The 13607-nt window shown below is 48.1% G+C and carries 14 protein-coding genes; 13 read left to right on the top strand and 1 reads right to left on the bottom strand.

Annotated features, from left to right (window positions below; genetic code table 11):
- Nucleotides 1–52 precede the first annotated feature (52 nt).
- From coaBC to spoVM, 12 genes are all read left to right on the top strand, one after another.
- Nucleotides 53–1273 (top strand): bifunctional phosphopantothenoylcysteine decarboxylase/phosphopantothenate--cysteine ligase CoaBC, encoded by a 1221-nt coding sequence (coaBC, locus tag ACH32G_RS01455; protein WP_342007741.1) that lies wholly within the window; start codon nucleotides 53–55, stop codon nucleotides 1271–1273.
- Entirely contained in the window at nucleotides 1270–3681 is a 2412-nt protein-coding gene (priA, locus tag ACH32G_RS01450; RefSeq protein WP_448813916.1) for a primosomal protein N', read from the top strand. Before coaBC ends, priA begins: the two co-directional genes overlap by 4 nt.
- A gap of 23 nt (nucleotides 3682–3704) precedes the next feature.
- Nucleotides 3705–4187, top strand: a complete 483-nt coding sequence (gene def, locus ACH32G_RS01445; protein ID WP_016936163.1) for a peptide deformylase — start codon at nucleotides 3705–3707, stop codon at nucleotides 4185–4187.
- Nucleotides 4188–4191: 4 nt separating this feature from the next.
- Entirely contained in the window at nucleotides 4192–5145 is a 954-nt protein-coding gene (gene fmt / locus ACH32G_RS01440; RefSeq protein ID WP_064778893.1) for a methionyl-tRNA formyltransferase, read from the top strand.
- Nucleotides 5132–6475 (top strand): 16S rRNA (cytosine(967)-C(5))-methyltransferase RsmB, encoded by a 1344-nt coding sequence (rsmB, locus tag ACH32G_RS01435; RefSeq protein WP_448813915.1) that lies wholly within the window; start codon nucleotides 5132–5134, stop codon nucleotides 6473–6475. Before fmt ends, rsmB begins: the two co-directional genes overlap by 14 nt.
- Before the next feature lie 3 nt (nucleotides 6476–6478).
- Nucleotides 6479–7570 carry a 23S rRNA (adenine(2503)-C(2))-methyltransferase RlmN gene (rlmN, locus tag ACH32G_RS01430; protein WP_016936160.1) on the top strand — a complete coding sequence of 364 codons (1092 nt, stop codon included), beginning with the start codon at nucleotides 6479–6481 and terminating at the stop codon, nucleotides 7568–7570.
- A gap of 5 nt (nucleotides 7571–7575) precedes the next feature.
- Entirely contained in the window at nucleotides 7576–8337 is a 762-nt protein-coding gene (locus ACH32G_RS01425) for a Stp1/IreP family PP2C-type Ser/Thr phosphatase (RefSeq protein WP_064778896.1), read from the top strand.
- On the top strand, nucleotides 8331–10274 hold the full coding sequence (gene pknB / locus ACH32G_RS01420; protein ID WP_016936158.1) for a Stk1 family PASTA domain-containing Ser/Thr kinase: 1944 nt from the start codon (nucleotides 8331–8333) through the stop codon (nucleotides 10272–10274). Before ACH32G_RS01425 ends, pknB begins: the two co-directional genes overlap by 7 nt.
- Nucleotides 10275–10289: 15 nt before the next feature.
- Nucleotides 10290–11180, top strand: a complete 891-nt coding sequence (gene rsgA, locus ACH32G_RS01415; protein ID WP_047475063.1) for a ribosome small subunit-dependent GTPase A — start codon at nucleotides 10290–10292, stop codon at nucleotides 11178–11180.
- Between the two features lies 1 nt (nucleotide 11181).
- Nucleotides 11182–11835: a ribulose-phosphate 3-epimerase gene (rpe, locus tag ACH32G_RS01410; RefSeq protein ID WP_049628455.1), complete on the top strand. Its 654-nt coding sequence runs from the start codon at nucleotides 11182–11184 to the stop codon at nucleotides 11833–11835.
- A 67-nt stretch (nucleotides 11836–11902) separates the two neighbouring features.
- Complete coding sequence (locus tag ACH32G_RS01405; RefSeq protein ID WP_016936155.1) at nucleotides 11903–12547, top strand: thiamine diphosphokinase; 645 nt, start codon at nucleotides 11903–11905, stop codon at nucleotides 12545–12547.
- Nucleotides 12548–12633: 86 nt separating this feature from the next.
- Entirely contained in the window at nucleotides 12634–12714 is an 81-nt protein-coding gene (spoVM, locus tag ACH32G_RS01400) for a stage V sporulation protein SpoVM (protein WP_003154329.1), read from the top strand.
- A gap of 77 nt (nucleotides 12715–12791) precedes the next feature.
- Here spoVM and rpmB read toward each other — a convergent pair whose 3' ends face one another.
- On the bottom strand, nucleotides 12792–12980 hold the full coding sequence (gene rpmB, locus ACH32G_RS01395) for a 50S ribosomal protein L28 (RefSeq protein ID WP_003154328.1): 189 nt from the start codon (nucleotides 12978–12980) through the stop codon (nucleotides 12792–12794).
- 259 nt (nucleotides 12981–13239) lie between these two features.
- Here rpmB and ACH32G_RS01390 point away from each other — a divergent pair, with 259 nt between their 5' ends.
- Entirely contained in the window at nucleotides 13240–13602 is a 363-nt protein-coding gene (locus ACH32G_RS01390) for an Asp23/Gls24 family envelope stress response protein (protein ID WP_016936154.1), read from the top strand.
- The last annotated feature ends 5 nt before the right edge of the window (nucleotides 13603–13607 follow it).

The following is a 13607-nucleotide window of genomic DNA, read 5'->3' as shown; positions in this document are numbered from 1 at the left end:
ATTTTTTTCCGTTTGGGATTTGTCCAATGCTTTCATAAAGGAGAGAGACTTCATGAAAAACCGAAACATTCTGCTATGCGTAAGCGGAGGGATTGCCGTTTATAAAGCTTCCGCGCTCACGAGCAAGCTGGTTCAGGCCGGTGCGAACGTAAAAGTGATTATGACTGAGTCCGCGCGTGAGTTTGTTTCTCCGCTGACATTTCAGGCGCTGAGCCGGAATGAAGTGTATACAAATACTTTTAAAGAACAAAATCCGAAGGTGATTTCTCATATTGATGCCGCTGACTGGGCGGATTTAATTATCGTCGCACCCGCTACGGCAAATGTCATCGGCAAGCTTGCCAACGGAATTGCTGACGATATGCTCACAACGACGGTGCTGGCGGCGGAGGCTCCTGTCTGGGTGGCGCCTGCGATGAATGTCCATATGTATGATCATCCGGCGGTGAAACGGAACATTTCCGTGCTTTATCAGGACGGCGTCCGTTTTATTGAGCCGAGTGAAGGCTATTTGGCATGCGGATATGTCGGCAAAGGAAGGTTAGAAGAGCCGGAGCTTATTGTTGAGCGTGTCAGAGAGCACTTTAAGGAGCCTGAAGACGATGCGCCGCTGAAAGGAAAACATATTGTCATTACGGCAGGTCCGACGCGCGAAGCCGTGGACCCCGTCCGCTTTTTCACAAATAAATCCACCGGCAAAATGGGCTATGCCGCTGCCGAAGCTGCCGTCCGGCTGGGTGCGCGGGTGACGCTGATTTCAGGTCCGGTGTCAATAGAACCTCCTGAGGGGCTGTATCAGTTCCTTCCCGTGCAATCAGCAGCAGATATGAGAGAAGCCGTGCTATCTGTGTTTGATTCATGTGACATCGTCATTAAGACGGCGGCCGTGGCCGATTTTACGCCGGCGGCTGTTTCTGAACATAAAATGAAGAAGAAAGACGGTTCACTCGTGATCGAATTCAACCGTACGGCAGACATTCTGAAAGAACTTGGCGAACGGAAAACACACCAGATTCTGATCGGCTTTGCGGCTGAAACACAAGACATCGAACGCTATGCGCGCAGAAAACTTGAACAGAAAAACCTTGATATGATCGTGGCGAATGACGTGAAAGCGGAAGGAGCCGGGTTTGGCACAGATACAAATCTCGTCACCTTCTATTTCCGGGACGGAAGAAAGCGGGAGCTTGCGCTTATGTCTAAACTTGATGTTTCCTTTGAAATGCTGAAGGAAATAACAGCTTTGAAAGACGAGGACCGAAAACCCGTATGAATGTAGCTGAAGTCATTGTTGATGTAAGCTCCAAAAACATTGACAGACCCTTTGATTACAAAATCCCCGATCATTTAAAGGGAATGATCGAAGTCGGCATGCGGGTGATTGTCCCGTTCGGCCCGCGCAAGCTTCAAGGGTTTGTGACCGGTTTGAAAGATTCGTCTGAATTAAACGGCGGGTCAATGAAGGAAGTGGAGAAGCTGCTGGATTTGACGCCCGTTCTGACTGAAGAACTGATGCAGCTGTCTTCATGGCTTTCTGACAAAACACTGTCATTTAAAATCACGGCGCTTCAGGCCATGCTGCCGGCAGCGCTGAAGGCGAAGTACGAAAAAGAGCTGAAAGTCGTTGACGAAGAAGCGCTGACACCGGACATCAAACAGCTTTTCAGGAATCAAAAAAGTCTTCTGTACTCGGATATTACCGATGGACGCCTTCTTTCGTCACTTCAAAAATTCGTGCGCAAAGGAAGCATTGATGTCACGTATAAGGTCGCCCAGAAAACGAATAAAAAAATGATCCGCATGATCGAAGCGGGGGCAGACAAAGAAGAACTCGCCCGGCACGCAGATTCATTGACAAAGCAGGCTGCTAAACAGCTCGCCGTGCTTACTTATTTTATCGGCGGGGGAGAAAAGATTTCCGCGGCTGAACTTTGCAAAAAGACCGATTCCAGTTCCGCGACGCTGAAAACGCTTCTTAAAAAGGGCCTTCTTACGGAAAGCTTTGAGGAGGTTTACCGCGATCCTTATCAGGACAGAATGTTCAAAAAAACAGAGCCGCTCTCTCTTACAGAAGAGCAGCAGGCCGCTTTTGAGCCGATTAAACAAGCCGTAGCCGATCATGTCCACCACGTCTTTCTGCTTCACGGCGTAACGGGAAGCGGCAAAACAGAAATTTACCTGCAGTCCATTGAAAAGGTGCTGGCAAAAGGAAAAGAAGCCATCGTGCTCGTTCCGGAAATCTCATTGACACCGCAAATGGTGAACCGTTTTAAAGGCCGCTTCGGCTCACAGGTTGCGGTCATGCACAGCGGTTTATCCACAGGTGAAAAATACGATGAATGGCGGAAGATTCAGCGTAAGGAAGTCCGGCTTGTCGTCGGAGCCAGGTCGGCCATCTTTGCTCCGTTTGAAAATCTCGGTATGATCATTATTGATGAAGAACACGAATCTTCCTATAAGCAGGAGGAAATGCCGCGGTATCATGCAAAGGACGTAGCCATCCGCCGAGCCGAGCATCATAGCTGTCCGGTCGTCCTCGGGAGCGCCACGCCGACATTGGAGTCATTTGCGCGGGCGAAAAAAGGCGTTTATGAGCTGCTTCCGTTAAAACACCGCGTAAATCGCCAGCTCATGCCGGATGTTTCTCTCGTTGATATGAGAGAAGAGCTGAGAAACGGCAACAGGTCGATGTTTTCAATAGAGCTGATGGAACAGCTGGAAGAGAAGCTTGCGAAAAAAGAGCAGGCCGTTCTCTTTCTGAATAAACGGGGGTATTCTTCGTTTGTCATGTGCCGGGACTGCGGTTATGTACCGCAATGTCCGCATTGCGACATTTCAATGACGTATCACCGCTACGGGCAAAGGCTGAAATGCCACTACTGCGGTCATGAGGAGTCTGTTCCGGGAACATGTCCGGAATGCGGCAGTGAACATATCCGCTTTTTCGGCACGGGAACGCAGCGTGTGGAGGAAGAGCTTACCAAAGTGCTGCCACAGGCGCGCGTCATCAGGATGGATGTGGACACGACTTCAAGAAAAGGCGCCCACGAAAAGCTATTGTCCGCGTTCGGTGAAGGAAAAGCGGATATCCTGCTCGGCACGCAAATGATCGCAAAAGGGCTTGATTTTCCGAACGTGACACTCGTCGGAGTATTAAGCGCAGATACGACGCTTCACATCCCTGATTTCAGGGCGGCTGAGAAGACATTTCAGCTGTTGACCCAAGTAAGCGGACGGGCCGGGCGGCATGAAAAGCCGGGAACGGTGGTTATTCAAACGTATACACCGTCTCATTACAGCATTCAGCTGACGAAAACGCATGACTATGAAACTTTCTTTCAGCAGGAGATGGCGCACAGGCGGGCTCAGTCATATCCGCCTTATTATTACGTGGCGCTGGTGACCGTTTCTCATGAAGAAGCGGCAAAAGCCGCGGTCACCGCAGAAAAGATTACAAACTATTTAAGAGCGGGGTGCGGGCCCGACACGAAAATTCTTGGGCCGGCGGCTTCCCCGATTGCCAGGATCAAAGATAGATATCGCTATCAATGCGTGATAAAATACAGACAGGAAAACGAGTTGCAGATTCAGTTAAAAAAAATACTGGAGCACTATAAACGCGACATTGCGCAAAAGCATGTGATGATTTCAATCGATATGAATCCGTACATGCTGATGTAACATTAGTTTTGGAGGGCAAAATTTTGGCTGTAAAAAAAATCGTCACACACCCCGCGGAAGTTTTGGAAACACCCGCTGAAGAAGTGACAGTGTTTGATAAAAAATTAAAAAAACTGCTTGATGATATGTACGATACGATGCTTGAAATGGATGGCGTCGGCCTCGCCGCGCCGCAAATCGGCATTTTAAAAAGAGCGGCCGTCGTTGATATCGGTGAAGAAAGCGGCCGGATCGACCTTGTAAATCCGGTTATTCTTGAAAAGAGCGGTGAGCAGACCGGAGTTGAAGGCTGCTTAAGCTTTCCCGGGGTCTACGGCGACGTCACCCGCCCGGATTACGTAAAGGTAAAAGCTTACGACCGTAAAGGAAAACCGTTTGTTTTAGAAGCGGAAGGCTTTTTGGCCAGAGCCGTCCAGCATGAAATGGATCATTTAGACGGCATTTTATTCACATCAAAAATTACGGCTTACTACACTGAAGAAGAACTGGCAGAAATGGAAGGATGATTGGATGACAAGGATCGTTTTTATGGGAACGCCCGACTTTTCAGTTCCCGTGCTGCGCACGCTTATTGAAGACGGATATGAAGTGGTTGGGGTCGTTACGCAGCCTGACCGCCCCAAAGGCAGAAAAAAAATCATGACGCCGCCTCCCGTAAAGGCTGAAGCTGAACGTCACGGCATCCCCGTGCTTCAGCCCGAAAAAGTAAGGCTTGAAGAAGAAATAGAAAAAGTGCTCAGCCTGAAGCCGGACCTGATTGTTACCGCGGCATTCGGACAGATCCTGCCCAAGCAGCTGCTTGACGGCCCGAAATACGGCTGCATTAACGTGCACGCGTCACTATTGCCTGAATTAAGAGGCGGAGCGCCGATACATTATTCGATTCTCCAAGGCAAGAAGAAAACGGGCGTGACGATCATGTATATGGTAGAAAAGCTTGATGCGGGTGATATGATTTCTAAAATCGAAGTGGAAATTGATGAAACGGATAATGTCGGCACACTTCACGACAAATTAAGCATAGCGGGGGCGAAGCTTTTGTCAGAAACCGTTCCGAACGTCATTTCCGGAAATATTAAACCGATCAGACAGGACGAATCAAAAGCGACTTACGCGCCTAACATTAAGCGTGAGCAGGAGCGGATCGACTGGACAAAGCCCGGGGAAGACATTTACAACCAGATCAGAGGCTTAAACCCTTGGCCTGTCGCCTATACAACATTGAACGGACAAAATATCAAAGTATGGGCGTCTGAAAAAGTTGCGGCAAAAACTGAAGCAGCGCCCGGAACAGTCATCCGCACGGAGCAAAACGGCATTGTCGTCGCATCGGGAAACAGCACCGCTCTTTTGATCACAGAGCTGCAGCCGTCAGGTAAAAAACGGATGAAGGGCGAGGATTTTGTAAGAGGAAAAAATGTTCAGTCAGGTGACGTGTTAGGAGCAGCAGATGAAAAAAATTAATGTCCGTGAGCTTGCCCTTGAAGCGCTTGAGAAGCTTGAGCAAAATCAGGCATACAGCAACCTGCTTCTTACATCGGTTATCAAAACGAACACGCTCAGCGACCAGGACCGGGGACTGCTGACAGAGCTTGTCTACGGAACGCTGCAAAATAAAATCGCTCTAGACTATATACTGAAGCCTTTTATCCGCAAGCCGAATAAGGTGAAGCCGTGGGTGATTCAGCTGCTGCGTCTGTCCGCATATCAAATGGAATATTTAGAGAAAATTCCGGATCGCGCCGCCATCCATGAAGCGGTGGAAATCGCCAAAAAACGCGGGCATAAGGGAATCGCGTCCTTTGTCAACGGCATCCTGCGCTCCCTGCAGCGTGAGGGCGCGCCGTCATTCGCTGAAATTGAAGACCCGGTTCTCCGCCTTTCAACAGAGACGAGCCATCCCGAATGGCTTGTAAAGGAGTGGGTTGAGGCGTACGGCTTTGAGGCGGCCGAAAAGATCTGCCGGATTCATCTCGTTCCGCCGAAACAGACGCTCCGTGTCAATCACATCAAGGCCGACAGGGAAAAGCTGCTGGATAAGATGGAAAATGCAGGTCTGGAAGCGGAAGCCGGAGACCTTTCTCCTGATGCGATTAAGCTTTTAAAAGGAAGCATCGCAAACACGGAATTTTTCCAAAACGGGCAAGTATCCATCCAGGATGAAAGCTCAATGCTCGTCGCGCGGGCGCTGGACCCGAAGCCGGGGGAAACCGTGTTAGACGCATGCGCCGCACCCGGAGGAAAGTCGGCTCATATCGCGGAATTAATGGAGAACGAGGGGAGCCTCACATCGCTTGATCTTCACCGCCATAAAGTGAAGCTGATTAAAGAAGGCGCGGAACGGCTCGGACTTACGATCATCGACGCGCAAACGATGGATGCCAGAAAAGCTGGGGACGCTTTTGGCGCAGAACGGTTTGACCGGGTTCTCGTTGATGCCCCGTGCTCAGGTTTCGGCGTCATCAGAAGAAAGCCTGATATGAAATATACAAAGACGCCGGATGACAGCAGACGGCTGTCAGAGATCCAGCTCGGTATTTTAAGGGAAATCGCCCCATTAGTAAAAAAAGGTGGCACACTCGTATACAGTACGTGTACAATGGACCGGACAGAAAATGATGAAGTTATGCATGCGTTTATACAAGAACACCCTGAGTTTGAACCCGATTTGTCTCTTGAAAAGCGGCTGCCTGAAAAGGCGAGACCCTTTGTTCAGGATGGAAGCCTTCAAATTCTTCCGCATTATTTCGGAACAGACGGTTTCTTTATTAGCAGCATGAGAAAGAAGGGATAAAAAATGACACAATTAAAAAAGACAAGCATACGGAAAGAGCTGCGGACTGAACAGCCGTCCATTTACTCTTTTGAATTAGATGAAATCAAACAATGGCTGACCGAGAATGGCGAAAAGCCGTTCCGCGCAGCACAGATTTTTGAATGGCTTTATGAAAAACGGGTTTCTTCTTTCGAGGAAATGACAAACCTTTCAAAAAGCCTGCGTGAAAAACTCGAGAGCAATTTTGTGCTGACAACGCTGAAAACGGCTGTAAAGCAGACGTCACAAGACGGCACGATGAAATTTTTATTCGAGCTTCACGATGGTTATACAATTGAAACGGTTTTAATGAGACACGAGTATGGCAATTCTGTATGTGTAACGACACAGGTCGGCTGCCGGATCGGCTGCACATTTTGCGCGTCAACACTTGGCGGACTGAAACGGAATCTTGAGGCGGGAGAAATCGTCGCTCAAGTCGTGAAAGTGCAAAAGGCGCTTGATGAAACGGATGAACGCGTCAGCTCAGTCGTCATCATGGGAATAGGAGAGCCGTTTGATAATTTCAATGAAATGCTCGCTTTCTTAAAAATCATTAACCATGATAAAGGACTGAACATCGGAGCGCGTCATATCACGGTTTCCACAAGCGGCATCATTCCGAAGATTTACGATTTCGCCGATCAAAAAATGCAGATCAATTTCGCGATTTCTCTGCATGCCCCGAATACGGAGATCAGAAGCCGTCTGATGCCGATTAACAAAGCCTATAAGCTTCCTGACCTTATGGAAGCCGTCAAATATTACATCGAGAAAACAGGCAGACGGATCAGCTTTGAATACGGGCTGTTCGGAGGCGTAAATGATCAGGTCGAACACGCGGAAGAGCTTGCAGAACTGTTAAAAGACGTGAAATGCCATGTCAACTTAATTCCGGTAAACTATGTGCCTGAACGGGATTACGTCCGCACACCGAGAGATCAGATTTTCGCATTCGAAAAAACGTTAAAATCCCGCGGTGTAAATGTCACGATCAGAAGAGAGCAAGGCCATGACATTGACGCGGCCTGCGGTCAGCTTCGCGCGAAGGAGCGTCAAGACGAGACGAGGTGAAGAGGTTGATTACAGCCTTGAAAACAGATACAGGTAAAGTCCGCCAGCATAATGAAGATGCGGCGGGCATTTTCACAAAAGAAGAAGCGGTGCTTGCGGTTGTCGCTGACGGCATGGGCGGTCATCTTGCCGGAGATGTGGCGAGCAGGATGGCGGTTGCAGCGATGGAAGAGCAGTGGAACCGGGCCGAATCCGTTCCGTCTCTGCCGTCTGATTGTGAGGTTTGGCTCAAAGACCGGATTCATGAGGCGAATGTCAGGGTGTATGAACACGCAAAAGCGAATGAAGAATGCCGGGGAATGGGCACCACCGTTGTCTGCGCTTTATTCACGGAGAAGTTTGTCACTGTGGCCCATATCGGAGACAGCCGGTGCTACCTGCTTCAAGAGGGTGAATTCGTTCAGCTGACTGAAGACCACTCGCTTGTGAATGAGCTGGTCAAGACGGGAGAAATTTCGAAAGAGGACGCCGAGCATCATCCGCGGAAAAATGTATTGACGAGAGCGCTGGGGACAGAGGAAACCATCAGCCCCGACGCCCGTTCTTTTGAGCTGTCTGACGGCGATCAGCTGCTTTTATGCTCTGACGGTCTGTCAAATAAACTAGAAGATCACGAGATCAAACAAATGCTTCAAGCCGAATCTGCTCCTCAGGAAAAAGTAGACCTTCTCATCAGCAAAGCGAATCAAAACGGCGGCGAAGATAATATCACGGCTGTATTGATTGAGTTTTCCGCAGAGGCAAAAGAGGGTGAAGACAAGTGCTAACCGGCAAGCGGATCAGCGGGCGTTATCACATCCTCCGGCCCATTGGAGGCGGCGGAATGGCGAACGTTTTTTTAGCTGAGGACATCATTCTCGAACGTGAAGTCGCAATTAAAATTCTGCGGTTTGACTTTGTGAATGACATTGAGTTTATCAGGCGTTTCAGAAGAGAAGCACAGTCGGCATCAAGCCTTGACCATCCGAATATCGTCAGTATTTACGATATCGGGGAGGAAGGCGATATTTATTACATTGTCATGGAATATGTGGAAGGCATGACATTAAAGGAATACATAACCGCACACGGACCGCTTCATCCGAAAGAAGCGCTGTCCGTTATGGAGCAGATCGTCTCAGCCATCGCCCATGCCCATCAAAATCATATTGTGCACCGGGATATTAAACCGCACAATATTTTGATAGATCATTCAGGGCATATTAAGGTGACGGATTTCGGAATCGCCACAGCCCTCACTTCGACGACAATTACACATACGAATTCTGTGCTGGGCTCGGTTCATTATTTGTCTCCGGAGCAGGCGAGAGGCGGTCTGGCAACGAAAAAATCAGATATTTACGCGCTCGGCATCGTACTGTTTGAGCTTTTAACAGGCAAAATCCCTTTTGACGGAGAATCAGCCGTAAGCATAGCATTAAAGCACTTGCAGACAGAAACGCCTTCCGCCAGAAAGTGGAACCCTTCGATTCCGCAGAGCGTTGAAAACATTATTTTAAAGGCAACCGCCAAAGATCCGTTTCACCGCTATGACAGCGCAGAGGACATGGAAGCGGATATCAGAACGGCTTTTGACGCCGGCAGGCTGAATGAACAAAAATTTTCCGTGCAGGATGATGAGGAAATGACGAAAGCGATTCCCGTTATTACTGACGGTGCAAAAACTGCGCCTCATGCGGAAACGCCGGAGGAGACGGACGATAAGGCACAGCAGCCCGCCAAAAAGAAAAAACGGAAATGGCCGTGGATTCTGATGGCTGTCTGCTTCATTTTCATTATGGCGGCTGTTCTTGCAGTCACTGTGTTCCCGTCTCTGTTTATGCCCAAAGATGTAAGTGTCCCCGACGTACGGGGCATGAAGTATGAAAAAGCGGAAGCCCTGCTGGAAAAGAACGGTCTCGAAGCCGACCCTGATATGGCGGACATTGAAGATGAAAAAATCGAAGAGGGATTAATGGTCAAAACTGATCCGAAAGCGGGATCTGCCGTTAAAGAAGGCTCTTCTGTAAAACTGTACAAAAGTATCGGGAAACCGAAAACCCAGCTGATCGACGTGAAAAGCCGGCAGATCGACGACGCGAAAAAAGCGCTGAAGGATAAAGGCTTCAAACATGTCAATGTAAAAGAAGAGAATGATGACAGTGCGGCAGGCACCGTAATTGATCAGAGCCCGTCAGCCGGCACCGACATGGTCGCAAGCGATGATGAAGTCAGCTTAACGGTCAGCCTCGGGCCGGCGGATGTTACGCTGAGGGACTTAAAAACTTACAGCAAAGAAGCAGCTTCGGGGTATCTTGAAGATAACGGCCTGCAGCTTGTTGAAAAAGAAGCGCATTCAGATGACGTGCCAAAAGGACAAGTCATGAAGCAAGAGCCGTCAGCCGGCACAGCGGTTAAGCCGGGAAGTAATGTTGAAGTGACATTTTCGCTCGGACCTGAAGAAAAACCGGCGAAAACGGTAAAAGAAAAAATCAGCATTCCCTACGAACCCGAACATGAAGGGGACGAGCTTGAAGTGCAAATCGCCATCGATGATAAAGACCACAGCATCTCTGATACGTATGACTCGTTTAAAATTAAAGAGCCGACTGAAAAAACGATTGAACTGAAGATTGATCAGGGACAAAAAGGGTATTATCAAGTGATGGTCGATCATAAAGTCGTCAGCTATAAGACGATTGAATACCCTGAAGATAAAGACTGACCAAGGAGGGACCGTATGCCTGAGGGCAAAATTATTAAAGCATTAAGCGGATTCTATTATGTCTTGGATGAATCACAGAACAAGATCATTCAATGCAGGGGCCGGGGCATTTTCAGAAAAAATAAAATAACGCCTCTTGTCGGCGATTATGCCGTTTATCAGGCTGAAAATGATAAAGAAGGTTACCTGCTGGAAATCAAAGAACGAACAAACGAGCTGATCAGGCCGCCGATTTCTAACGTCGATCAGGCCGTTCTCGTCTTTTCCGCCGTTCAGCCGGCGTTCAGCACGTCATTATTGGACCGTTTTCTCGTCCTTGTGGAAGCCAACGGCATTCATCCGATCATCTGCATAACCAAAATGGACTTAGCTTCAGACGCGGAAACGAAAGAGAAGATCCTTTCTTATGTGAAAGACTATCAGGCGATCGGTTATGACGTATATGTGACGTCATCAAAAGAAAACAGCGGTTTAACAGACATTGTGAAACACTTTGAGAACAAAACCACGGTGTTTGCCGGCCAGTCCGGAGTCGGGAAATCTTCGCTTTTAAATGCGATCAGCCCGGAGCTTGAGCTGAAAACAAACGAGATTTCCGCACATTTAGGACGCGGGAAACATACGACGCGCCATGTGGAGCTCATTCATACATCAGGCGGTCTTGTGGCGGATACTCCCGGGTTCAGTTCGCTTGAGTTTACCGATATTGAAGAAGAAGAGCTCGGCAGCACGTTCCCTGAGATCAGAGACATAAGCGCTTCGTGCAAATTCAGAGGCTGTCTGCATCTTAAGGAGCCGAAATGCGCGGTTAAGCAAGCGGTTGAAGAAGGAGACATCCGGACGTACCGTTATGAGCATTACAAAGAATTTATGCAGGAAATAAAAGAGAGAAAGCCGAGGTATTAATATGATTAAGGTTGCGCCATCAATTCTTTCCGCCGATTTTGCTTCACTGGGCGAGGAAATTAAAGACGTGGAAAAAGGAGGGGCGGACTATATCCATATTGATGTCATGGATGGCCATTTCGTCCCTAACATTACAATCGGACCGCTTATCGTTGAAGCCGTCCGTCCGGTGACTGATCTGCCGCTGGATGTCCATCTTATGATTGAAAACCCGGACCGCTACATCCCGGCATTCGCAAAAGCCGGCGCGGACATCCTTTCCGTCCACGCCGAGGCATGTCCGCATCTTCACCGGACCATTCAATTGATAAAAGAGCAGGGGATAAAAGCGGGAGTTGTGCTCAATCCGCATACGCCCGTTCAAATCATTGAACATGTGATCGATGAGCTGGACCTTGTGCTGTTAATGACGGTTAACCCCGGTTTTGGAGGACAGCGCTTCATTCATTCGGTCCTGCCGAAGATCCGTCAGGTCAAACAGCTGGCTGAGGAGAAAGGCCTTTCTGAGCTTTTAATCGAGGTGGACGGCGGCGTTAATAAAGAAACAGCTCCTTTATGCGCTGAAGCGGGCGCCAACCTGCTTGTTGCCGGGTCTGCCGTATATAATCAGCCGGATCGGAAAAAAGCCATCGCTGACATCCGAAACGCAGAATAAACATGCTGAAAAAGAGCCCGGTGAAAGCCGCCGGCTCTTTTCGTATTTAAGAGAGAAAGGATAATATATGAAGACAATCAATATTGTTGCGGGCGGCCCCCGGGAGTTTATTCCCGAGCTGTCCGCGTATACAGACGGAGATACGACGTGGGTCGGAGTGGATAAAGGGACGGTCGCTCTTTTGGAGGCCGGGTTCATTCCGCAGGAAGCTTTCGGTGATTTTGACAGCATTACGGAAGAAGAACTCCTGCAGATTCAAGAAGCTGCGCCGTCCCTCCATGTGTATCAGGCGGAAAAAGATTATACCGATCTGGAACTCGCTCTTGACTGGGCTTTACAAAAAGAACCGGAGCACATTCGGATATTCGGTGTGACGGGCGGAAGAGCCGATCATTTTTTAGGGAACATTCAGCTGCTGTATAAAGCCGTAAATAAGGACACTGATGTTAAACTGATCGACAGGCAGAATGAGATTCAGATGTTCGGACCCGGCCGTTATACAATTGAAGAAAAAAGCAGCAGACGCTATGTTTCTTTTATTCCGTTTGCTGAAGCGGCAGACGGCCTGACGCTCGACGGTTTTAAATATCCTCTGGATAATTGTCATATTCCCATGGGTTCCACACTATGTATTAGTAACGAACTCATTCATTCACGAGGTACTTTTTCGTTTGCAAAAGGCATATTAATAATGGTAAGGAGCGCGGATTAAAAAAGCGGCTTCTGCCATATGCGGAAAAAACCATGAATCCTAAAGTGATGAACGCAGCGGATACGGAACTTATAGGAGGGGACAAAATGAAATTTTATACCATTAAATTGCCGAAGTTTTTAGGAGGAATTGTCCGGGCGATGCTGGGCTCATTTAGAAAAGAGTAGGCCCTAGGAGCTGAAATCGCCCTCTTTGAACGCATAAAAAACGCCTGCCGCATAAAAGGGCAGGCGTTCATTTTTGCTTATACACGCTCAACTTTTCCGGATTTTAAAGCCCGGGCAGATACATATACTTTTTTAGGTTTGCCGTCAACGAGGATGCGGACCTTTTGAAGGTTGGCGCCCCAAGTACGTTTAGAAGCGTTCATTGCGTGAGAACGGTTGTTTCCGGCTTTTGTTTTTTTACCTGTAATAAAACATTTACGTGCCATTTGTTTCCCTCCTAACTGCGCGAAACATCTTTTCAAACATAGTGTCTCAGATGCTTTCGTTATACAATACTTTAAATAATTTACCACAGCTAAAAACCGTTTGCAACTATTGTTTACCTTACTTTCAAGAAAAATCACTTGACATGTAAAACCAATCACATTTCCGCGCTGGAGCGCCGCTGTCTGTATCTTTTCTTTTCATAATGGGATACATATAGTAGAATAATGATAACTCTATGCACCTGAAGGAGGAACCTGTGTGTCCATTGAAATGAAGACAAAATACGGACAGATTGATATATCCAACGAAGTCATCGCAATGGTTGCCGGAGGCGCTGCCATTGACTGTTACGGAATAGTGGGGATGGCCTCTAAAAACCAGATTAAAGACGGTTTGTCTGAAATCCTCCGGAAAGAAAACTTTGCAAAAGGCGTACATGTCCGTCAGGAAGCAGAACAAATACATATCGACATGTACATTATTGTCAGCTACGGCACTAAAATATCAGAAGTAGCCCACAATGTTCAGACGAAGGTAAAATACACAGTAAATCAAACAATCGGACTTGCAGTTGATTCTGTAAATATTTATGTCCAAGGCGTACGAGTAACGAACCCGTAGTGAGG

It is taken from the genome of Bacillus sp. CIS52 (assembly GCF_053545315.1).
The sequence above is the reverse complement of the archived record's forward strand: the minus strand, read 5'-3'. Positions and strand labels throughout refer to the sequence as shown.